21 protein-coding genes are annotated in these 21,951 nt (G+C 63.6%); 15 read left to right on the top strand and 6 right to left on the bottom strand.

The window, feature by feature from the left end; all coding sequences use genetic code 11:
- Positions 1 to 35: 35 nt before the first annotated feature.
- Entirely contained in the window at positions 36 to 1,001 is a 966-nt protein-coding gene (locus BAUR9175_RS15055) for an ABC transporter ATP-binding protein (protein WP_009883348.1), read from the bottom strand.
- A 98-nt stretch (positions 1,002 to 1,099) separates the two neighbouring features.
- Between BAUR9175_RS15055 and BAUR9175_RS15050 the strand changes: the two genes are divergently transcribed.
- Positions 1,100 to 2,122, top strand: a complete 1,023-nt coding sequence (locus tag BAUR9175_RS15050) for a TetR/AcrR family transcriptional regulator (protein ID WP_101584283.1) — start codon at positions 1,100 to 1,102, stop codon at positions 2,120 to 2,122.
- A gap of 83 nt (positions 2,123 to 2,205) precedes the next feature.
- Here the strand turns inward: BAUR9175_RS15050 and BAUR9175_RS15045 are convergent, their stop codons facing one another.
- Both BAUR9175_RS15045 and acs read right to left on the bottom strand, forming a co-directional pair.
- Positions 2,206 to 2,613, bottom strand: a complete 408-nt coding sequence (locus BAUR9175_RS15045) for a phage holin family protein (RefSeq protein WP_009883350.1) — start codon at positions 2,611 to 2,613, stop codon at positions 2,206 to 2,208.
- 168 nt (positions 2,614 to 2,781) lie between these two features.
- A complete protein-coding gene (acs, locus tag BAUR9175_RS15040) occupies positions 2,782 to 4,716 on the bottom strand; it encodes an acetate--CoA ligase (RefSeq protein ID WP_096146617.1) in 1,935 nt (644 codons plus the stop codon).
- Between the two features lie 893 nt (positions 4,717 to 5,609).
- On the opposite strand from acs, the gene BAUR9175_RS15030 reads away from it, so the two are divergent.
- The 13 genes from BAUR9175_RS15030 to BAUR9175_RS19735 all read left to right on the top strand — a co-directional run bounded on the left by BAUR9175_RS15030 (position 5,610) and on the right by BAUR9175_RS19735 (position 19,251).
- The gene (locus BAUR9175_RS15030) at positions 5,610 to 8,000 is read left to right on the top strand and encodes a hypothetical protein (protein WP_101584277.1); all 2,391 of its coding nucleotides are present in this window, start codon (positions 5,610 to 5,612) and stop codon (positions 7,998 to 8,000) included.
- 244 nt (positions 8,001 to 8,244) lie between these two features.
- The gene (ssd, locus tag BAUR9175_RS15025) at positions 8,245 to 9,252 is read left to right on the top strand and encodes a septum site-determining protein Ssd (protein ID WP_069599643.1); all 1,008 of its coding nucleotides are present in this window, start codon (positions 8,245 to 8,247) and stop codon (positions 9,250 to 9,252) included.
- Positions 9,249 to 10,418 (top strand): TadA family conjugal transfer-associated ATPase, encoded by a 1,170-nt coding sequence (locus BAUR9175_RS15020; RefSeq protein ID WP_101584276.1) that lies wholly within the window; start codon positions 9,249 to 9,251, stop codon positions 10,416 to 10,418. The genes ssd and BAUR9175_RS15020 overlap by 4 nt, the downstream gene beginning before the upstream one ends.
- Positions 10,418 to 11,095 (top strand): type II secretion system F family protein, encoded by a 678-nt coding sequence (locus BAUR9175_RS15015; protein WP_069599644.1) that lies wholly within the window; start codon positions 10,418 to 10,420, stop codon positions 11,093 to 11,095. Before BAUR9175_RS15020 ends, BAUR9175_RS15015 begins: the two co-directional genes overlap by 1 nt.
- Positions 11,096 to 11,100: 5 nt before the next feature.
- A complete protein-coding gene (locus BAUR9175_RS15010) occupies positions 11,101 to 11,691 on the top strand; it encodes a type II secretion system F family protein (protein WP_009883357.1) in 591 nt (196 codons plus the stop codon).
- Between the two features lie 76 nt (positions 11,692 to 11,767).
- The gene (locus BAUR9175_RS15005) at positions 11,768 to 12,370 is read left to right on the top strand and encodes a GNAT family N-acetyltransferase (protein WP_009883358.1); all 603 of its coding nucleotides are present in this window, start codon (positions 11,768 to 11,770) and stop codon (positions 12,368 to 12,370) included.
- A 244-nt stretch (positions 12,371 to 12,614) separates the two neighbouring features.
- A complete protein-coding gene (locus BAUR9175_RS15000; RefSeq protein ID WP_101584274.1) occupies positions 12,615 to 12,857 on the top strand; it encodes a DUF4244 domain-containing protein in 243 nt (80 codons plus the stop codon).
- Between the two features lie 293 nt (positions 12,858 to 13,150).
- Positions 13,151 to 13,471 (top strand): helix-turn-helix domain-containing protein, encoded by a 321-nt coding sequence (locus tag BAUR9175_RS14995; RefSeq protein WP_101584272.1) that lies wholly within the window; start codon positions 13,151 to 13,153, stop codon positions 13,469 to 13,471.
- Positions 13,468 to 16,464 carry a hypothetical protein gene (locus BAUR9175_RS19400; protein ID WP_180959256.1) on the top strand — a complete coding sequence of 999 codons (2,997 nt, stop codon included), beginning with the start codon at positions 13,468 to 13,470 and terminating at the stop codon, positions 16,462 to 16,464. Before BAUR9175_RS14995 ends, BAUR9175_RS19400 begins: the two co-directional genes overlap by 4 nt.
- 16 nt (positions 16,465 to 16,480) lie before the next feature.
- Positions 16,481 to 16,795, top strand: a complete 315-nt coding sequence (locus tag BAUR9175_RS14985; RefSeq protein WP_101584268.1) for a hypothetical protein — start codon at positions 16,481 to 16,483, stop codon at positions 16,793 to 16,795.
- The gene (locus tag BAUR9175_RS19510) at positions 16,792 to 17,481 is read left to right on the top strand and encodes a MobC family plasmid mobilization relaxosome protein (protein WP_219618414.1); all 690 of its coding nucleotides are present in this window, start codon (positions 16,792 to 16,794) and stop codon (positions 17,479 to 17,481) included. The genes BAUR9175_RS14985 and BAUR9175_RS19510 overlap by 4 nt, the downstream gene beginning before the upstream one ends.
- Positions 17,478 to 18,722, top strand: coding sequence for a relaxase/mobilization nuclease domain-containing protein (locus tag BAUR9175_RS19740; RefSeq protein ID WP_101584267.1), 1,245 nt, complete (start codon positions 17,478 to 17,480; stop codon positions 18,720 to 18,722). The genes BAUR9175_RS19510 and BAUR9175_RS19740 overlap by 4 nt, the downstream gene beginning before the upstream one ends.
- Entirely contained in the window at positions 18,640 to 19,251 is a 612-nt protein-coding gene (locus BAUR9175_RS19735) for a hypothetical protein (RefSeq protein WP_257944343.1), read from the top strand. Before BAUR9175_RS19740 ends, BAUR9175_RS19735 begins: the two co-directional genes overlap by 83 nt.
- An 81-nt stretch (positions 19,252 to 19,332) precedes the next feature.
- Here BAUR9175_RS19735 and BAUR9175_RS14965 read toward each other — a convergent pair whose 3' ends face one another.
- Positions 19,333 to 20,280 (bottom strand): hypothetical protein, encoded by a 948-nt coding sequence (locus BAUR9175_RS14965; protein WP_101584264.1) that lies wholly within the window; start codon positions 20,278 to 20,280, stop codon positions 19,333 to 19,335.
- A gap of 115 nt (positions 20,281 to 20,395) precedes the next feature.
- Here BAUR9175_RS14965 and BAUR9175_RS14960 point away from each other — a divergent pair, with 115 nt between their 5' ends.
- Entirely contained in the window at positions 20,396 to 20,641 is a 246-nt protein-coding gene (locus BAUR9175_RS14960; RefSeq protein ID WP_101584263.1) for a helix-turn-helix domain-containing protein, read from the top strand.
- Here the strand turns inward: BAUR9175_RS14960 and BAUR9175_RS14955 are convergent.
- Both BAUR9175_RS14955 and BAUR9175_RS14945 read right to left on the bottom strand, forming a co-directional pair.
- Complete coding sequence (locus tag BAUR9175_RS14955) at positions 20,629 to 20,868, bottom strand: hypothetical protein (RefSeq protein ID WP_101584262.1); 240 nt, start codon at positions 20,866 to 20,868, stop codon at positions 20,629 to 20,631. The two genes, BAUR9175_RS14960 and BAUR9175_RS14955, sit on opposite strands and share 13 nt — an antisense overlap.
- 184 nt (positions 20,869 to 21,052) lie before the next feature.
- Positions 21,053 to 21,589 (bottom strand): antirestriction protein ArdA, encoded by a 537-nt coding sequence (locus tag BAUR9175_RS14945; protein WP_101584260.1) that lies wholly within the window; start codon positions 21,587 to 21,589, stop codon positions 21,053 to 21,055.
- Positions 21,590 to 21,951 lie beyond the last annotated feature (362 nt).

Here is a 21,951-nt window from a genome sequence, read left to right as displayed (position 1 = left end):
GATCGGGTGCGGGAATCAGCGGTTGGGTGCGGGAATCAGCGGTTGGGATTGTCATCGGTTGAGGTGAAGGCCAGAAAGACGTCGTCGAGGCTCGGGGTGCGGAGTGAGACGGAGGCCCCGGGGGAGGCGTCGAGGAGCGGAGTGAGCACTGCCGCGATCCCACGTACGGTTCCGTCTGTCGGTTCCTCTGCCACCGTCGAACCCTCCTCGTCGTGAACGGCGACGGTGTCCTCTCCGACCCGTGCCTTCAGCTGTGACGGCGTTCCCAGCCCCGTCAGCCGCCCTCGATCGAGCAGTCCGATCCGATCGGCTAAGGCATCGGCCTCTTCCAAATACTGTGTTGTCAGGAACACCGTGGTGCCTTCGGCAGACAGCCGTTCAATTTCGGCCCACAGCTCACGGCGTGAGCGGGTGTCGAGCCCCGTGGTCGGCTCGTCAAGGATGAGCACGTCGACGGGCACGACGAGACTGAGAGCGAGGTCGAGTCTGCGTCGCATTCCTCCCGAGAGCGATCCCACCCGACGATCCATGAATGAGTTCAAGCTCAGGCTTAAGGCGAGCTCTTCACTCCGCGCCTTCGCTGCGCGTCGGGAAAGACCGGAGAGCCGACCGAGAAGGACGAGGTTCTCTGCGGTCGAAAGGTAGGTGTCGACAGCCGCGGACTGCCCGGTGACGGCGAAGCGACGCTTCGCCTCGGCGGGATCGGTGCGCACATCGACTCCCATGACGTGCACTGCTCCGGAATCCGTGTTCTCGAGCGTCGTGAGAATGTTGATGACCGTGGTTTTGCCAGCGCCATTGGCGCCGAGCAGGGCGAAGACCTCACCTCTGTGTACGGAGAGGTCGAACTCCTGGAGAACGGTCTTGTGCCCGAATGACTTCGTCACCCCGGCGAACGTGATTGCTTCAGCTGCGCCGCCGACCTTCGCCTCAGCGGACACTGATCCGAGTCCCGGAGTCGAAGCTGGAGCCGAGGTCGTTCCTGAGCCTGTGGAGTCCATGAGGTCTGCCTTTCGACGTGTAGAACATACTGTGTAGCACTTAAACTGTATATGACAGTAACACGCAATATATGCCATACACAATATAAGATGAAGAGATGGACAGTGAAGAACCGATTGAGCAGCTTCCGCGCGGAATCGCTTTGGCCTGGGGAGTGGCAGCAACGCCGCAGCGTGGGCCCAAGCGGGAGATGAGCGTTGAGAGAATCGTCGATGCTGCAATCGAGATCGCTGACCAGGAAGGCATCACCGCAGTCTCGATGTCTGCTGTGGCCAAACGTCTCGGATACACACCGATGTCGCTCTACCGCTATGTCAGCGCTAAAGACGACCTGCTGCTGCTCATGCAAGAGGAGGCCACAGGCCTGCCACCCGAAATCAGTGCTGAGGAACCTGCATGGCGAGCCAGACTTGAGGAACTCTACGAGGCACAGACGGAGGTCTATCGCCGCAAGTCATGGTTGCTGACAATGCCGATCACCGGCAGTCCGATCACTCCCAACAGTTCCGCATGGCTCGAGGCCAGTCTCGAAGCGCTGGATGCGACGTCACTGACCGAGGATGAGAAGATGGCCGCGTCTCTGCTGGTGACCGGGGCCGCACGCTGGAGGGGATCCATTCTTGCCGGATATCAGCAGCAGGGACGTGCGAAGGGCTTGAACGACGCCGAGGTGTCTGAGCAGGAATCTCGACTGTTCGACACGGTCATCACAGAAGATGGCTACCCGTTCCTACGTCGGGCTATTGACGCTGGAGTGTTCACCTCGGAATCTGACCCATTCGTCTTCGGCTTCGAGCGAGGACTGGACGGGCTTGCCGACTACATCGAGCTAGTCGGGCGTCAGCGCGCTGGGGAGGCGACCGATACTCATGAAGACACCGAGGCGGTAGGTTCTGCTGGTGGGGCGTCAGGCTCTGCTGGTGAGGCGTCGGGGTCTGAGAGAGTCGCGGCTGAGGGGTCGGAGGATATTCCCGACGGCGACCCGACTGTCATGGCCGACAACAAGTATCGCGACGCGCAGAAGGCGGTTAAGCAGGCACAGAAAGTCCTCGCAGAGGCGCGAAAGCGCGAACGTCAGACTCTTCGCGAGGCCAAGGAACGGGCTGCCAAACGGCGCTGACGGTGAATACACCGGTGGCGCCGGGCTGAGCCCGACGCCACCGAAGTTTGGAGCTATGCTGCTGCGCTTGGTTGCGAGATCTGTCAGTACCGAGGACCTGAAGGGTTCTTCACCGCGCGCTTGACTGAAGCGACCAGAGACTTGGCCGAACCGATCGCTGTGCCCGGAACCGGGTTGCCCTTCTTGAACAGGGGCAGGGCAATCAGAACGAGGATGATGGCAAGCACCGCGAGGATGCCGAAGACAATGAGGAAGCTTCCCCACCACGGCCAACCCAGTCCTTCGTGGAATGCTGCGGCCCCGGCGAAAATCACCATGAACGATGACAAGAACAAGAAGAACAGGGCGACGACGGCAAGCGCCGAACCGATGCCCAAGTTCTTCGCACCAGCGGTGGCCTCTGCCTTGGCCAGCGCAATTTCTTCCTCGGCGATCGCTTTGGAATCGTCGCCGATGCCTTTGATCAGTTCGCTGATCGACCTCTCAGCCATGAGTGCTCCTTATCGACAAAAACTTGGACAATCTTTCTTAAGAGTAGTCTGAACGTGCCTGGTGACCAAAGAGATACGGTCAGTAAAATGAGAAAAACCCGCCAGATGAATCCCGAACGGCTCACTTGGAGCATCCGTTCTCACCGGCGGGTTCGTCTCAGCGCAGGATCAGGACTTCGCCACCGATTCCTCGATCTGGTCCATGACCGAAGCGTCGGCCAGGGTTGAGGAGTCACCCACCTTGCGGTGCTCAGCAACGTCCTTCAGCAGACGACGCATGATCTTGCCTGATCGGGTCTTCGGCAGTTCGGACACGATGTGGACCTTCTTCGGCTTCGCGATCGGTCCGATGTCCTTGCCGACGTGCTGACGCAGCAGCTCAGACGTCTCAGGAGAGTCTTCGACATCGTGGCCCACGATGACGAACGCAACGACGGCCTGACCGGACGTATCGTCGGCGGCACCGACGACAGCCGCCTCGGCGACATAGGGGTGGGCAACCAAGGACGACTCGATCTCGGCCGTCGACAGACGGTGCCCGGACACGTTCATCACGTCATCGACCCGGCCGAGGAACCAGATGTCGCCATCCTCATCGCGCCTGGCACCATCCCCTGCGAAGTAGGTGTTCTCGAACCGTGACCAGTACGTTTCCTTGAAGCGCTCCGGATCGTTCCAGATACCGCGCAGCATGGACGGCCATGGTTGGCGAATGACGAGGAGTCCGCCTTCGGGTCCCGCTGGGCTGTTTCCCTCATCGTCGACGACGTCGACGGAGATGCCGGGGATCGGACGCTGCGAAGAGCCGGGCTTCGTCGACATGACGCCGGGAAGCGGAGCGATCATGTGTGCGCCGGTCTCGGTCTGCCACCAGGTGTCGACGATGGGGCAGCGCTCGCCGCCGACGACGCGGTGGTACCAGCGCCAGGCCTCGGGGTTGATCGGTTCGCCGACGCTGCCGAGCAGACGCAGGCTGGAGAGATCGTATTTGGCCGGAATCTCCTCGCCCCACTTCATGAACGTGCGGATCGCCGTCGGTGCGGCGTAGAGGATCGTGGCCTTGTACTTCTCGATGATCTCCCACCAGCGGCCCTGGTGCGGCGTGTCAGGCGTGCCCTCATAGACAATCTGAGTGACGCCGGCGGCCAGCGGGCCGTACGTGACGTAGGAGTGTCCGGTGACCCAGCCGACGTCGGCGGTGCACCAGAAGACGTCGGACTCGGGCTTGATGTCGAAGACGGCCTTCATCGAATACAGAACCTGGGTGAGGTAGCCGCCCGAGGTATGCAGAATGCCCTTCGGCTTACCTGTCGTTCCCGAGGTGTAGAGGACGAACAGCGGATTCTCGGAATCGAAGAATTCACATTCGTGCTCGGGGCTCGCCTTATCGACGGTCTCATGCCACCACTGATCACGGCCCTCGACCATCTCGACGTCCTGACCGGTGCGGCGGACGACGAGCACGGTTTCGACGGGAGTGTCTCCATGCGACAGGGCCTCGTCGACGGCGGGCTTGAGGCTGGTGGCCTTGGTGCGGCGGTAGCTGCCATCTGCAGTGATGACCACTCGTGCGTCGGCATCGATGATGCGTGAGCGCAGTGCATCGGCGGAGAAGCCGCCGAAGACGACAGAGTGGGCGGCGCCGAGGCGGGCGCAGGCCAACATCGAAATCATCGCTTCCGGGATCATGGGCAGATAGATCGCCACACGGTCTCCGGCCTTGATTCCGAGGTCGGTGAGCGTGTTGGCTGCCTTGGACACCTCGGCGAGAAGCTCCGCGTAGGTGAAGGACCGGGAGTCGCCGGGCTCCCCTTCGAAGTTGATGGCAACGCGATCACCATTGCCGGCGAGAACATGGCGGTCGAGGCAGTTGTAGGCCACATTGAGTTTGCCGCCGATGAACCACTTCGCGAAGGGCGGGTTGGTCCAGTCGAGCACTTCGCCGAAGTCTTCCTTCCAGTCGACGAGGTCTCGAGACTGCTCGGCCCAGAAGCTCAGGTAGTCGGCATCGGCACGGTCGTATTCGTCGGCCTTGACGTTGGCGGCAGCAACGAACTCTTCAGGCGGGGCAAAGGATTCGGTTTCTACTGTGTTGTCGGTCATTTTTCCCTCCGGCTTCTTTGATGGATCGAAAATTCTAGTTGCACTGTATACCCGAGCCAGGGGCTCAGGTCACCGTCGTCCGTTCGATGAACGGTGGTGTTCGGGGGTAGCAATCACTCTGCGGGTGTGCTACAGAACACACTCTATGCATCGACCCAGAACAGGGGGAGGCGTTTTCGGTGATTCACTCTTATCTGACAGGCAGCACAGAAGGAGTGCGCAGGGGGTCCTGTTCTGCAAGGATGGGGTCGGAGTCTGTCAGGAAGGAAACTAGACTGACACATGGAATTTGACGACCCTGTCCCCAAACGCGACTGGAGTAAGCGATGAGTTCGCCGCAGCACCCAACTGGATCAGGTCCACAGCAGTGGCATGATCCGCACTCGCAGAATCCCGGGCCGAGCAACCAACCACCCTTCGGTCAGGGGCCGGCATACGGATCGGGCCCCGCATTCGGTGCAGGACCTGATCAGCATTCATCCGGACCCGGCGGGTACGGTGGCGGACCTGTTGGTTCGGGAGGACCAGGACCTTACGGTTCGGGCCCTGGTCCGCAGAACTCAGGACCAGGACCATACGGTTCGGGCCCCGGCCCACAGAACTCAGGACCGGGACAATACGGTTCAGCCCCGGGTCCCGGACCTTATGGCTCGGCACCGGGACAATACGGTTCGGGGGCCCCAGGTCCCTATGGTTCAGCACCGGGTCAGTTCGGCTCCGCGGGTCCGGCAGCACAGAAGAGTCCTCGTACCGGTCCGGGACTGCTCGGGCCGCTGACGCTGCGTGATCTGTTTCTGCTCTTCGCCGGGCTTCTCTCGTTGGTCGTCCTCTTTGTGCCGTTCAAGTCAGACGGATTCCTTTCGTGGTCGCTGTGGCATTGGACCGTCGACTCAATGGGCACTCTGACATTCGACGTGTTCGGTATCTGGTTGATCGTGGCGGCGGTATTCGTCAGCAAATTCGGCAATGGCGGACTCAAAGTGGGTTCGCTGAGTCTTGATCAGGCGATCTCGGTCCTGTCTGGCGCCGCATTCACCTTCGCTTTCGTCCACCTGTTGACCTCGGTCCAGTTCTGGCACGTCGGGGCATACCTCGCCTTCTTTGCAGCCCTGATCGCCTTCTTCGCAGGCGTATTCACGATGCTTCCCTTTTTCAACAAGGAATTCGCGATTCGTGATGAGGTTGCCGCGCACCCGAAGGCGCGCCCTGTGACCAAGCACGTACAGCATCCCGCTCCTGTGGCGAACATGCCCGGCGGACACAACGGCCCAGGCGGATTCGGCGCCCCTTATGGCAGCCAGCCCAACGGAGGCCAGCCCAATGGGGCTTTCGGTTCGCAGGGCCAGCCAGGAGCGCCTGCGCATCCAGGTCAGCCAGGTGGCCCGGGCCAGTTCGGTGGACAGAGCCAGGTCGGTCAGCCAGGTGGACCGGATCAGTTCGGACAGCCAGGCCAGCAGGGTCAGCCGGGACAGTTCGGTGCTTCCGGAGGCTCGGGGCCAGCAGATCAGTTCAACCAGCACAACCAGGTCGGCAGCGCCGGTCAGTTTGACGGAGCAGGTCAGCCCGGTGGACCGGGCCAGGTCGACGAATTCGGCCAGAATGGCCAGCCTGATGGCCAGGACCAGTTCGGCCAGCCCATCGGGTCTGAGCAGAACAGCCCTTATGCTCCACCAGAGGAACAGGCACAGGGATCGTCGTTCGAATCCGCACCGGGTGCAGGTGAATCGGCGGATCAGGCAGTGCAGAGCACCGGGTCAGGTCAGACCTACCTGGGCGCTCAGCACTCACAGGACCCGAAGCATACGCAGAGTGAACCGACGCAGACATTCGGCTTCGGGGCTCATCGTGAAGAATCCCCGTGGAGCAATGACGGTGAGACTGCAGTGCAGGCTCCTGTGCCTGCTGACAGCTCGGGCTCCAGCGATGCTCGTATCTCGAGCGACCCAAGTGATGCGAGCGCAGACAGTTCAAATGTCAACAGCTCAAATGCAGACAGCTCGAGTGCCACCGAGTCGAAGGTCGAGAGCGGCAATGACGATTCTTCGAATGCAGGCACGGCCGCAGCCGTTGCTGGTGCGGGTGCTGTCGGCATCGGGGCAGCCGCTGCCGGAGTCGCCTCAGCCCACTCGGATTCTGACAAGGGATCGGAATCTGACCGAGGTTCAGGTTCCGACCGAGTTTCCGACACCGATCGCGGTTCGGAATCCGATCGTGGATCGGATTCGGCATTGATCTCGGATTCAGAACGTCGTCGTGGACGCCACGCCGCGCCCAACGCGGACACCGACCCCGAGTCGGAAGGCGGACCGATTGCCAGCGGGGCCGACCGAACAGCGGGCGGCTCAGACCGCACGGTGAATGCTGACCGTGAGGACACCGTCGGCCGTGGCGATCGTGCACACAACGATTCAGGTGCAGCTGTGACTTCAGACCAGGATGACTCCTCGGCGCTGACCGGTGACGATTCCGTGACTCCTGCAGAGTCCAGCTCGTTCGCCTCGAAGGTCAACGCTCATGACTCGGACACCAATGTTCGTGCCTCTGACGGAGTTGCGCTCAAGCCTGACGATGACTCGGCTGACTCCGAAGTTTCGGCCAACTCGGCCAGCCCAGCCGACTCTGCGCACGATGATCGGTCCGAGGCACGCTCGGATGCCGATGACGTTCGCCGAAACGACTCCCGCGTTGATGGCTCCCGCCCCGGGGCAACCGATGACGACGCCACTGTCGTCAACGGTCCCGCTGCAACAGGCGCTGCTGAGTCCGGGTCGGAAAGAACTGCTCACCCGGAAGCCGACGAGCCGACGCAGTATGTGCCTGTGGCCAGCTACGGCAACAGGGACTCGGCGCCTGAGCAGGCGGAAGGCCGCGGCGGAGACAACGCACGGAACGCACCTTCGGCCCCTCAGTTCGGAGACGGCAACGCCTCATCGAATGCTGTGTCGAACGACTCCGCGGTTGATGAAGATGAGACCGTCGTCCAGAGCGCGGTTCAGCCGGGCGGCAGCCCGGACGAACGTTCGGATCGCCGGGATGAGAATCAGAACGACTCCGGTCAGGATGGCTCCGACCGCGGCTCGGGCCAGAGTGTCATCCAGGCGTTCTGGTTCGCCGTTCCCGAACCGCGCGAAGCCGTTGACGCGACCACCGGTATGCCGGTGTTCACGATCTACCCCGGTGACTGGTTCCTCGGCCTCGAAGACAACGGTTCGTGGTTCAAGGTCCGCGACTCCGACGGTCGCGAAGGACTCCTGCGCAACACCGAAGGCGTCCAGCGAGGCTGAACCCACAACGGTCGACTCGTGCGCTCGGGCTGTGGACAACACTCCGAGCGCACGCCGTCCGACCAGCTGAGCTGATTCCCTCAGCCTGAGCCCGCAAGGGTTTTGAACAGGGGAGACGCTCACGCCGACCGAAAAGGGGCGGCTCCTGTGACTTAAGTGCACAGGAGCCGCCCCTTTTGCATTCTGTCCACAGGTTCCCCTCCGGCACTGTCCTCATCCCGGGCCGGATGTCCAGGCTGTCATCATGCAGGTAGCACTCATCACCGACCTCGGCGCCATCACCGACGAATGCGCACGAGTCGCCGAAAGCATCGGCATCTCCCTCAAGGTCCTGCCTCCCGACTCGGGCGGCTGGCAGAACGCGTCTCTCATTCTCCTGGGCGAGGATGTCCGCGAAGCTCCGGCCACGGACCATGCTGATCGCATTCTCGTCGTCCTTGACGGGGATGAACCCAGCTCGGCATGGAAACGAGCGGCCCACCTCGGCGTCGAACAGTTGGCAGTCCTGCCCTCCGCAGCGGAATGGCTGAGCGGCCGCATGATCGCAGCCGTCGAACCCCCGGTGGCACCCGGTGTCACCGTCGGAGTCGTCGCCGGATGTGGAGGGGCCGGTGCCTCGGTGCTCTCCTGCGCACTCGCTCGCCGCGCAGGACCAGATGTGAGCACGGTCCTCGTCGATGCCGATCCGCTGGGCGGAGGACTCGATCTGGTGTTGGGCGCCGAGCAGGTTCCCGGACCGCGCTGGGCCGATCTCAGCGCCTCACGCGGTCAACTTCGTCCCTCGACGCTGAGCCAGGCACTGCCTCGCCACGAGGGCCTGGCGATCCTGTCATGGGGGCGCGATGACATCCTCGAGCTCGATCCCGATGTCTTCGACGACTTCCTCGCCGCCGCCGGACAGGCCTTCGACCTCGTCATCGTCGACCTGCCACGACACGCCCCACCTCAGTGGACGCGCCGCTGCCATCACGTCCTCCTCGTCTCCCCGGCACGGGTCCGCTCCGCAGTCGCAGCATCCCAAGTCGCCAAACGTCTGTCCCAATCTCACCCCGACGTACGTCTCGTCGTGCGCGATACCGGCGCCGGAGGCCTCGACGCCGAGCTGCTTGCCGATTCCATCGGACTCGATCTTGCTGGCAGCATCCGCGACGATCGCGGCCTGTCCGCAGCAGTCGATCGAGGAGAAGGCATCCCCGGCGGGGCACGACTGGGCAAGCTCGTCGACCGGCTTCTGGGGGAGTGGGTGGAATGAGCGAATGGCTCGACGCCTCGCTCGTGGCTGAGGTCCGCAAGACTCTGCTCGACAATCCTGGGCCCGTGACGACGGCAGCCGTCGCCGAGGCGGTCCAACGTACCGGTCGGGTGCTCGGTTCCAGCGCCCTCCTCGAACTCGTGAACAGGTTGTCCGCGCAGCTGTCCGGAGCTGGACCCCTCCAATCCGTGCTCGAAGTTGCTGACACCACTGACGTCTTCGTCAACGGTCCGCGAGAGATCTTCGCCGACGTCGGCACAGGGCCCAGGCTGCTCGACCTGTCCCTGGGCTCGGAAGACGAAGTGCGCTCGCTGGCCGTGCGTCTGGCGGCACTGGGCGGTCGGCGTCTCGACGATTCGAGTCCGTTCGTCGATGTCAGACTGCCCGACGGAGTACGCATGAATGCGATCGTGCCGCCCATCTCCGGAGACCACACGACGATCTCCTTCCGCGTTCCCCGCCACGCCGGCTTCACCTTCGAACAGCTGCGCACTGGCGGGTTCATCCCTGACGACGTCCACGAAATTCTCAGCACAGCGGTACGATCCCGTGCCAACATCCTCATCTCCGGCGGTACAGGAACCGGGAAGACGGTCCTCCTCGGCGCGCTTCTGGGTCTTGTCGATTCGGATCATCGCATCGTCATCGTCGAAGACTCCCGTGAACTCATCGTCGGACACTCCCACGTCGTCCAGCTCGCCGCCCGCCAGGCCAATGTCGAAGGCGGAGGCGAGGTGACACTGACCGACCTCGTGCGCAACGCCCTGCGGATGCGGCCGGACCGCCTCGTCGTGGGGGAGTGTCGAGGTGCCGAGGTCAGGGACATGCTCACGGCGCTGAACACCGGTCACGAGGGTGGCAGCGCCACGATCCACGCGAACACCGCTGAAGCTGTTCCCAGCCGTCTCGCGGCGCTGGGAGCACTGGCGAACATGAGCCCACAGGCCGTGTTCTCACAGTTCTCGACCGCCATAGACCTAGTCATCCACTTGCGACGGGTCGACGCGGACCGAGGAATCACGGAACTGGCGATTCCCACCCGGGAGAGCAGCAGCGGAGTGACGATGGAGCCTGTGTGGGGTCGACCATCTCCGCTGTCCGAGGGGACTTTCAACCGTCGGGCCTTGAGTCGGTTCGAAGCCGTGCTCGAGCAGAAAGCCGCCTGATGGTCACCGTCATCGCAGTGCTCGTGGCGTTGAGCGTCATTCTCAGCGCACCGCTGGACCCGGCTTCGCGACTCCAGGATCTGCTCCGCACCCGCACCACCAGCAACGAGCCCCGCCGAGCTGGGCGGCGTGCCAAGGAAGATCCTGAGCAGGAGAAGCTGTGGGCCATCTCTGCGGTGGAGAACTGTGCACATCTGCTCAAGGTGGGAATGACTCCGCAGGCAGTGATGGCGACCCTGAGCAGGCAGAACGCGCAGCTGGCTCCGATTTCGCGAGCGATCTCACTGGGCGAGGAACCCGGCCGAGCCATCGCCACCAGAGGAGCCGAACTGCCGGGCGCAGCCGCCGAGGTGTTCGCCGGCATGTCATCCGTGTGGACCGTGTCTGAACGATCCGGGGCACCCGCCGCCGACATGATTCTGCGCTATGCGCGGGCACAGCGCAGCGCTCTGGACGCCGATCGGGAGAGACACATTGCGATGGCCGGGCCCAAGGCGACAGTCCGAGTCCTCAGTTGGCTGCCGCTGATCGGCGTCGGTCTCGGTCTGCTCATAGGCGTCAAACCAGCAGAGCTGTTCTCAGGACTGCCCGGCCAGCTGAGCATCGGCGGCGGCATCGTTCTCTACCTCCTTGGACGCTGGTGGATGAGACGGATGATGGTACGAGCGGAGGCCTGATCGGCATGGTTGCACTCCTCGTGGGAGTCCTCATCGCATTCGGAGTTCTGCTGTGGTCGGGCAGATCCGATGGTCGGCTGCGGCGTCTGTTGGACGTGCCGGGACAGCGTCGGCGACATGGTGTTGAACTGTCCAAGGCGGAACTGCAGAGAGAATCTGGCGCCTCGCCGCGGGTGGTTGATGACCTGCTCGCCTTCGACCTTGATCTTGTGGCTATCTGCCTCACCTCCGGACTGCCGATCCCGGTCGCCCTGGCGTTGACCGCAGAGGCGACAGGGGACCGGTCGGGCCTGGGCCGGGTCGCACGGTCCATGACGATCGGAGGTCAGGAGCTCTCAGCTGATGACCGACTCCTGCCCGTCCTCGAGGTCTTCGAATTCTCCGAGCACACCGGAGTCGGGCCCGCCCCACTCATCGAGTCCGTCGCGAAGGAGCTGCGGGATTCCTCCCGTCGACGCAGGCAGGAAGCGGCTGCGGCTCTGGGCGTGAAACTCGTCGTGCCGCTCGGAGTCTGCATCCTTCCGGCCTTTCTGCTGCTCTCTGTCGTTCCCGTGGTCATATCACTGCTGTCGGACCTGACGACTGTGTTCTTCTGACCGATCCCGCCCTGCGTTCCGGTCGACTCAGGCATTTGCTGACTGAGCGTTCAGCCGGCCTTGGTAAAGTCGAGGAATGGCACCGGTTACGCCCTTCAATCAACTGTCCAACGTCGAACAAGCCGAAGAATACGCCGAAAACCTCTTCACAGGTCGACACGTACGGCTCCGTCCACTGCAGGGAGACGATCTTCCCTACCTTGAACAGTGGTGGTTCGACCCCTCGATCGTGGTCCTGCAGAATCACACTGTCCTTCCACGTCCCGAAGGCGGCGTCTCCGAACAGTTCTCACTGTGGAGCGCAAACAAGGACACCGACGCGGTCGGCTTCAGCATCGAGCTGCTCGAAACCGAGGAGTTCGTCGGCCACGTGACACTCTTCGCGCGGAGCTCGGTCAACCAGTCTGCCACCCTGGCAATCGTCCTCGGCCCGGAATTCCACGGTCGCGGCTACGGCTCCGATGCTGTGAGGCTGGGCATCAAGTACGGTTTCCTGCAGCTGGGACTCAATCGTATCGAGCTGCAGACCTGGGCATTCAACACCCGAGGCATCGCCTCCTACACCAAGGCCGGATTCGTCGAAGAAGGACGCCGTCGTGAGGCTGTCTTCTTCAACGGCCGCCGTCACGACGAGGTCATCATGGCGATCCTCAAGGAGGAGTGGGCCGGGCGAGGCTGACGCTCTGACCCACACGCTCGCGGTCTCATGGGCCGAGCAGGCTGCTTCGTGAGCCGTGCCGAGCCGAGAGCCGACTCGAGTGCGCAAGCCTGTTGATTTCGGCACCACTCGAGTGCGTTTGAGCTGTGGACGGTCACTGTCTATCCACAGCCCGATTGTCGACTCTCGACGTGGGTGTGTGTCTCCTCCAACACTGAAACTCCCTTCGCAGACCGCGAATGGGGGCTTCAATGAGGAGGAGACTATGAGCATAGGAACAACGACGAAGGACTGCGACGGTCCGCCCTACCCGCAATGGGGTGAGGCACGCCGCGTCGATACCAAGGACATCGACTCGGATTCCGATACTGGTGCGGTTGACAGCAATGCTGAAGAACCGTTGCGCGGCGACGGGACTCCGGAACAGTGGGGCCCAGATGCGGGAGCGACGACCGCAGAGTATGCGATCACCACGCTTGCAACCGTGGACGAAGAAAAGCGTACTTAGAAAGCGCTCGCATCTTCTGAGAGTTGACTGGGCTTGACAGGCTCGCTAGACTCGTACATAAGTCTTGACGACGAGTCCGAAAATGGATGAGTCGGGTGGAACCATCCCTTTCGCCCGGAGAGATGAAGCCTGGATCGGGACGGGATTGCCCGATTGGTGGCCTTGGTCACTACGGGGAGGCGCGACGGAGCCGAACTGCCGAAATAGCCTGAGGCGAAGGTCGCCGGGTCGGGGAGCCGATTGTCCCCGATGGCACACACCGAGAGCAGGTGTGTTGTCCATCGGAGACGACTATGCCTGCTACGGCAATTCCTGCCCCTACTGAGCCCACTTCGTATATTTCGCTCCAGGAGGGCGCCGCTCGCGGTTACGCGGCGGAATCAACCCTGAGAGCCTGGATCGCCGACGGTCGCCTACCGGCCGTGAAGATCGGCGGCCGCGTCAAGATCACCGTCGAGGACCTCGACGCCCTCGCAATCCCCAAGACGACGCAGAAGGCCGCTCGCTCTGGCGATGAGGTCGACGCTGCCGTGGCGCGCGTGGTCGCATCCGCGCCGCGCCTGACCAACGAGCAGCGCGAGCGTCTCGCCATCATCCTCGGCGGCGCGTCGTGAGCGCCGCACCTCCCGGCTGGGAGCGTCACGAGATCACCGACGGCTCACGCTACGGCATCGTGTTCGAGGTGCTCACCCGTCGGCGCGCGCGTGCAGCGGCCAGCGGGGGCTCAGGCACGCCCGCTGCCGCCTCCCAGCCCAGAGCGATCGGGTCTCAGAACCTCGTCGCCGGGTGTGACACTTCCGAACTGTCACACAATTCCGACCCCTCCGAGACCACTGTTTCTCCTGGTCAGGAGGCGAATGGTCGGGCACGGTCAGAACGCCCTATGGGGAGCCCCGCGTTACGACCGTGTGACCGTGCCGCGGCGACCGGCTCGTCGTCGCCCGCGTCGCCCGCGTCGGGCGCGGTCGGGGCAGGCGTGTCAGTGCCCGCGACCGCCTTCGGTGACCTTCCGTCGGTCAAGGCGATGGGTACTGGCCGTGCCGGGATCGTCGTCGGCTTTGACACGGAGTTCACGACGGTGGACGGCGCCCGGATCATCGACTCGTACCAGTTCGCCGTGCCTGACCCGCTCGATCCGTCGGTGATGGTCGAGGTCGTCATCCTGCCTCCTCTGGGCTCCGGTGCACGCATCTCGCTGCACACGGCGCTGTGGACCGTCGTGGTCGCCGCCGAGCTGTGGCAGTCGCCTCTGGTGCCCGACGAGGTGGGTCCCCGTGGAGTGGCCCGCGGCGCGTTCTGGTCCGATGACTGGGTGGAACGTCGGGAGGCCTTGGCGAAGCTGCGAGTGCCCATTGTCCTCGCCTGCCACTACGGCTCGGCGGACCTCACGACTTTCCGCACGGGCGGGCATGCTCGGGAGTTGGACGCCCTCGTCCGGCTGACCTCGGCTGCCGGCGGGCTCGTGACGCTGCTGCCGTTCCGCTCGCAGCGCGGGAACGAGAACGGTCACTGGTGGCAGAGCCTGTCCGTGACCGTGCGTGACACCATGTCCCAAACCCCCGCTGGGAAGAAGTCGCTCGCGGTGCTCGGCGAGGCGTGCGGTGTCCCGAAGCTCGACGTGCCGGAAGGCTGGATCTCCCGGATGACCGACTACCGGCGCGAGCACCTGCTGGAGTTCCTGGAGTACGGGGTCAACGACGCCGTGATCGTCCTTGGGACCCTCACTCGGCAGTGGGGCGACGGCGTCGTCCCACCAATCACGCTGAGCGGTGGTGCTGCCGCCGCGCTCGTGGACTCCGGCAGTGCCTATCTCGGGGCATCGAGCCCCTCGGAGTTCCGGCGCAAGTTCGCCGGGCTGGTGGACGAGGACGAGGGCGTCGAGGCCGTGGAGGAGGGCGACCGTCTGAGCTACTACGCGAAGCGGGGCCGCAATCCCCTCGACGGCGCTGCCGCCCAGCTGTCGTCGGCGTTTGCCCGCGCCTACCACGGCGGGCTCAACTCGTGCCCGATGCCGGGCTTCTACCCCTTGCCGACCGTGGACATCGACGCCCAGAACGCCTACCCGACCGCTATGGCACTGGTCCGCGACCTCGACTGGGAGGCCGGTGCCATCGGGGAGGTCGTGCACGAGCGCTCTCTCACCATCAACGACGTGCCGACGGCTACGACGCCGTTCGTCGGGTTCGTGTCGTTCACGTTCCCCGCTGAGGTGACGCACCCGTGCCTGCCCATCGTCGCCGACGGCACGCTGGTCTATCCCCGCACGTCCGAAGGCGTTGCCGGAACCTGGGTGTGCGGTCCCGAGCTGTGGCTCACGCTCGGCGCTGAGGTCCACTGCCAGATCGGCTACCTCGGTCGTGAGCTGCGGCAGGACGGCGAGCCGAGTCTCTCCCTCCGCCATGGCGTCAAGCATCTCATCGACGATCGCAACGCTGCCAAGGCGCTGTTCGGCAAGGGGTCGCTGGAAGAGCAGACCCTCAAGACCGGTGTGAACAGTATCTACGGCAAGACGGCACAGGACGTTGCGGAGCAGCGGTCGTGGGATGCCCGCGCCCAGGAGATGGACAATGTCGGCGGCTCCGCCGTCTCCAGTCCTTACCACGCGGCAATGACGACCTCGTTGGTCCGGGCGCAGCTGCTGGCGACCATGAACCAGCTCGTCGAGCGCGGTGGTCACGTCTACTCGGTCACGACGGATGGCTTCATCACCGACTTCACGGTGGACGAGGTCGCCGCCCTCGACCTCTACGGGCTCGACGAGGTGCTCAGCGAGTCACGCTCTGCACTCACCGGCGACCCAGGCATCTGGGAGGCCAAGCACGCGCAGAACGACCTCGTGAACTTCACGACCCGTGGCAACGTCTCACTCGACCTCGGCGGCGTGTGCGCTCACAACGGTCTCAAGGCCCCGAAGGGCATCGTCCCGGACAGCATCGAAGACCGCGAGCTGCTGCTGGTCTCCGTGGTGACCCGCGAGGGCCGGGTCCCCAACGGGTACACGAGCTTCCCGTCGTTCCAGGAGCTGTCGCGGACGGAGGACCGTAAGGACTTCATCCCGTCTCGCGTCGAGCGTTCTGTGAGCCTGGACTACGACCTCAAGCGCAAGCCCGTCATGTCCTCCATGAACCCCGAAATGGTTCCCTTGCCGGATGGCTCCACGGAGGAGATGGCGACGTTCACCACCGAGCCGTGGGAGCGGGTGGAGGACTGCCTCCGCGCTCGCCAGATCGCCCGCGAGATGGCGCAGACCGGATGCCTGCGCACCATCGCCGAGTGGCGCGACTGGGACCTTAAGTACACGCACGGCAAGGGCCGCCGCCTCGTGACTCCGCAGCGCACGGTGCTGATGTCCATCGTCATGGCGCACCGCCAGGGCGTGGTCGTGATCCCGACGCTCGCCGACCGTTCGCTGAGCATCGCCGAGCGTCTCGCCTGGCTCGATGAGTGGGGGCTCGGCACCGTCTCCCGAGGCGACTGGGACAACGCCCGCCGACCTGAGCGTGCGTCGCAGATGCTGCCCATCGACGTGCTCGACCCGTACCTCGCCCGGATGGCGTCTATGCCCTCCGGCGATCACCCGACGGACGCCGACCGGCTGCCGTACTGACCGAAGGAGATAGACCATGAGCACCACGGCCACGAGTAACCTCGACGAACTGATCGAGCAGGAGCGCCGCCGCGCGGCCGAGCGCATCGCGAAGCTCAAGCGCGCCGCTGTCGCCGAGCAGCGCCGCATCGACGCGAGGGTCGTCGAACTGCTGCGCGAGCAGAAGCCCGACCTCTACAACATCCTCGCCCGCGAGGCGACGGATGCTCTCGCTTCTGAGAAGGCGAAGCGGTCCAGCCGGGCGAGGAAGGCATCCTCGCCGTCGCCCGATGTGCTTGATGAGCCTGTGTCGCAGGTCGCCGAGCAGGTGTCGGAGGAGGCGGCACCGTGAAGCGTGTGACGTCGACGCCCCGGGGCACGCGTAGCGGCCCCGGTGCCCCTCCGCCCGCAGGGAGCGCAGCGACCGAGGACGGAGGCCAGCGGTTCTTGGGCGACATGAGCGTCAGCGAGATGTCGGACAAGAACCCTGCTGGCAGTCTTCCGTACGCCCTGGAGGACGAACTCGACACCCGAAGCAACGCTGGTCGAGTTCGTTCGGAAGGGTGGACGGAAGACCAGGCACTGACGCTGGAGCATCCCCACGACTCCCAGGTGAACACCGGTCGTGGGGATACGGAAGCGGCAGGGCCTGCCGACGCACCGCGTCGGAACCGTCGGGCGAAGCTCGACGTTCGCCTGTCCGCGGAGGATCGCGAAGCGGTTCTCCGGCGGGCTCGTGTCCTCGGTGTGCGGCCGAGCTCGTGGGCACGGGCCGTCATCCTCGACGCCCTCGACGCCCGCTCCTCGAACATCGAGAAGATCGAACGGGCAGCGCTCACGTCGGGGGCGGTGCCGACCATTGCCCCCGAACTCGGACGTGCGGTGACCGAGCTTCGCCGGGTCGGCTCGAACCTCAACCAGTGCATGCGCGCGATCAACTCCGGCAAGGCAACGGTGCTCGACGCTGACCTCGTGGTCGCCTTGCGCGATGCTGTCGACGAGGTGCGGGCCGCACTTGGGGATCGGACGGCGTCATGAGCACCATCAATGTTCGCCCGTCGCGGGATGCTGCAGGATCGGCCGCCTACGTGCTGTACGGCCATGGGTACAAGGGACGCGTGAAGCTGCTCTCGGGAGAACCTCGGACTCGGGCGGGGTCGTTCGCTATCCGTGTCGCGGGCGACAACACGGCGACGCCGCTGGCGTTCGTCGAGCGCGCTCAAGCTCTCGCGAGTGCGCATGGCCGCAAGAACCAGCTTCAGTCCTACGTCCTCGCGTTCAGCCCTGACGAGTTCGACGTTACGAAACAGGAGGACCTCGATCGAATCCGGGATGTGGCCGTTGAACTCGCCGAGAGGATGCACTCCGCCGATTTCATGGTGGTCGTCCACGCCGACTCGGCTGGTAAGCACGGGCATGCACACGTCCTCGTCACCAACCACGACGATCTGACCGGCGGGAGTCTTCAGCGGTACACGGCGTGGAAGCACGGTCTGCGCCAGCTCAACGATGAACTGATGCTGGACGAGGGTTTGCAGGTGCTGCCTGATCCTGAGGAGCCGAAGCCGGACTGGGAGTTGCGCCGGGAGGCGTTCAAACCTGGTGGGTTCGAGCAGGTGCTCGGCGACAAAGTGCTCGGCGCGCTCATCGACTCTCGTTCGGCCAACCAGGATGCCTTCGAGCAGGTGCTCGCCGAGCACGGCGTCGCTCTCGCGGTCACGAACCGCGACGGGTGGAGCTACAAGATGCGCCGCGACGACAACGGGAAGCTCGGCCGCAAGAAGGCCTCCGGGCTCACCCCCGAATTCACTGCGGAGGGGGCGCAGCAGATCTTCGACTACCACGCACAGAAAGGAAAAAAGCATGGGAGCACTGGACAAGATGGAACAGGAGAACGAGCTGCATCGCGTTACTCGGATGCTGGAGGCCTTGACCTCCGAGCACGACGCCGACAGGGCGCAGATCGAGAAGCTGACGAATACCGTCGCGGACCTGAACGCGTATATCAAGCTGATGGACGAGGAGCAGACGAAGCGCCTGGATCAGTTGTCGACCTCGCAGCAGCCCGAGCAGCCCTCGACGGTATCGCTCGACGAAGAGACGAAGACCAGGCTGAGCGAGATCGAAAGCACTCTCGCCGCAGTCGCTCAGCAGCTCAGCGAGAGCGCACTCGTGAAGCTGCGCAACGGATCGTCGATGAAGAGGTCGGACCTGGAAGCACTGTCGGTACTGAAGATAGTCCGCACGGAGCTGGAGACGACGACCTCGGCTTCGGCTGACCTGGCCGAAGCAGTACGCAAGCGCGGGCAGGTAACCATCGATACCGACAAACTGACCAAGCATGCGGTGAAGGTGCTCGACGCGAGGCTCGCTCATGCCGTTGAGGCTCCTGTGCGCGGCGTGGAGCAGGTGGTCGAGGGGTTCGAGCATCGTGTCGCGAACATCAGCACCGAGAAGCTCGACGAGGTGACGTCCCGGGCAGAAAAGTTGGAGCGGGCGGCGGACGCCGCGGAGCGTCGTATCGACAGGCTCGCGACCGCAATGACCTGGACCACGGTGGGCCGGGTGTGCCTGGCGCTGCTGCCCTTCGCAGCGGTCTTCATCATCCTCGGTGGTCTCGTCGGTGGTATCACGCAGATGCTCGGTCTTGGTCCACTCTTTTCGTGGGCGTGGGACTCATTCGCGACCGCGACTACTTGGTGGGCCAAAGTGCTGATCGCCGTCGGCACCCTCACTGGATGCGGGCTGTTCGGCTTGTCTGTGTGGTGGTGCGGAAAGAAGCTCTACGAGAACTATCGCGGGTGGTGAGCCACACGAGAAAAAGAATGCCCCGGGCAATAGCCGCCCGGGGCATTCAGTGTCGTGGTTGAAATATCGTCCTGGTATTCCTCAGCTGTCGATCCAGTCGTCGTTCGCGTCCCGCATGTAATTCTTGACCTCGCCTGCGACGCCAATGGTGCCGTCGGTCATCGTCGATAGCTGCACCGTCGCAGTGGTGTCGCTTCTCCCATCGGCGTCAACCGAAGGAAGCTCGATCTCGATTGCGTTGTCCGGGTCGGTCGCGGATGCAGCGCAGTCGCCTACTACGGTGATAGTCGTGTAGTCCTCGCTGACATAGGTGCCTGTTTCGGGCGCGGACTCGTCGAGGTCGGTCTGCGGATGGGCGTCATTGAGTCCGAGGCTCTCCGCAACGATGGTGGTTCCCGGAGCCTGCTCGTCGGATGCGCTGCCGACGTAGCGGTCGAAGACGTCCTGGCCGGTGTCGCCGTCCTGATATGGACTGAGATATGTATCGCTCTCCAGATCGACAGGCGTGCCGAACAACTCCTCAAAAGAATCGGCGATGTCGCTCTCGCTGTAACCCTTCGCAATGCGGCCCTCGATTGCACTGTCAAGCCATTCGACAACGGATGCTTCGTCATCAACTCCGCTGTCCGGAATTCTGTCGATGAAGGTCTGCACCGCGCTCTCGCGGTCGGTAGGAGTCTCGTTTGCCGCAATCATGTCTAGTGGCTGGTTCCCGAGGTAGCTCATGGAGAGGTCGGCGGCGCAGTACTGAGCACCTTCAAGTTCATGTGCCGTCACGACGATCTGGTCAATTACCATGTCGCCGGCGTCCGCTCCCATAACCTCGCGGAGGTCGTCAGGAACACGGACCGTCACTTCACTCGACGGCTCAACGCCGTTGGTCTCGAACTCGTAGATGTTGGCAGCGCTCTCGTCGCCGGTCCCGTCAGTCGGCGTCTCTGCCGGGTCGGACGAGCATCCCGCAAGGGAGAAACCGAGGATCGCCACGGCGAGCGTTGCCGCTGGTCGGTGCAGTGTTCTCATCATCATTCGCATGCGCGGGTAGGCGCATTCCTCTCTGTGTGCTTGTCCTGGACTCGCTACTGATCCTAGTGGAAGTTATGAGTACCTGGTACTCTTCGCTTCCTTCTTTGAGGCTTGAAGGGTGAAGGAATCCCTCAAACACCGCCTGGGCCGGAACCTCCGCGCCCTGCGCGTGTCGAGAGGGCTCACTCAGGAGAAGCTGGCCGAATACCTCGATGTGACGCCGCGCTATCTGGCAGGCATTGAGCGAGGCGAGCGCAACCTCACCTTGGACTCGATCGATGCGCTTGCCGATGCGCTCCGCGTCGACGGCGTCGCCTTGCTCACGCTCGGCGTCGACGATCCGAACACGGCTCAGCGCGCATAGCAGCGGCGGGCGGCAGCGGGACTGATGCTGAGCGCGTCGGCAATAGTGGCCCAGGAAATGCCCTCGTATGTGGCGACCTCATGAGCATGGATTCCGATCTCGTATTCCACGGCGTCACGCAGAGCGGCGAGGTCCCGCAATTCAGCTTCGGCACGTGTCATCTCCGGATTGCCCACCCACCACCGGAATGCATGTATGTGGACGCGGGCATTGCTTTCAGCGGACATCCTTACTCCACCTCGAAGGTACCGGCCGACTTGACGGCGACCTCCGCCACCGAGACAGGGCCGTGGATGGGGCAGGTGTGGACGCGCCAGAGACCTCGGCTAGGTACGGCGACGTAAGCGCGGTCGGTGAACTCAGGCGGCGAGCAATCGAAGCAGAAGCAGAGCTTGAGGTCGGTGTCCGACATCAGAGGCTCCGGAAAACATGGATGCCGCCCTCGGCGCCCGTTTCGGTCGTGTGGTCGAGTGCGAGGTCACGGGTCCACGACTTCCAGTCGAAGTAACGGGCAATCTCCGCGGGCACGTCAGCTAACAGGCCGATGTCCTCGGCGAGCTGGTGTGCATACTCGTTGAAGTCATCCCAGGCACCGGCGTAGCGTTCTTCGAAATCAGAGATGGACGGCAGGTCGCCGGTCCCCTCAGCTACATAGTCGCCGCTGCGGACCCATGCGCACAGTGCTGCCCGCTGATGGTCGGGCACCTCAGACAGGACCCGTCCCCACTCGGCGGCCTCGTGTGGGTTCATCTCGCCGGTGACAGGAAGGTGCTCGTGGTCGAACACCCAAAGCTCCTCGCAGCCCTGGCGAACCCAGCCGGTGCCGCCATGGACGTCTGCAAGAGTGACTTCGTCGCCGTCGACTGCGTTGAACCATTCACCGACGAGTCGGCCGTCGTTGTGGCAGGCAAGGCATCCTACCCATATCTTCATTGCGGGCTCAGTCATGGCTGGTTCTCCTCTCGTGAAGGAGAGCGGTGGGCACAGCAGGCAGCCATGCTCTACGAATTGGCGCATTACGCTGCGCCTCACCGTTCTCATCAGAGATTCCGAGCCGCTTCCAGCGGCTGGGCCACGGGTGGCCAGTCTGTTACCACTTCCTGGCCAAGAAATGGTCACGAGTGACCGAAGGCTTCCCCTTAATCTTGAAGTGGTCACAATGTGGCCCCGATCTGGTCAGAAAATGGTCACTCGTGACCATAGAAGACCGACCGTTCGTGAGCCGGTCAGAATCTGGTCACAAATGGGCCGGCTGTGACCAGATTCTGTCCGGGAATTGGCCACTTGTGACCGCGGGAAGGCTGACGGTA

It is taken from the genome of Brevibacterium aurantiacum (assembly GCF_900169065.1).
GTDB lineage: Bacteria > Actinomycetota > Actinomycetes > Actinomycetales > Brevibacteriaceae > Brevibacterium > Brevibacterium aurantiacum.
This window is presented reverse-complemented; position numbering and strand designations above follow the sequence as displayed.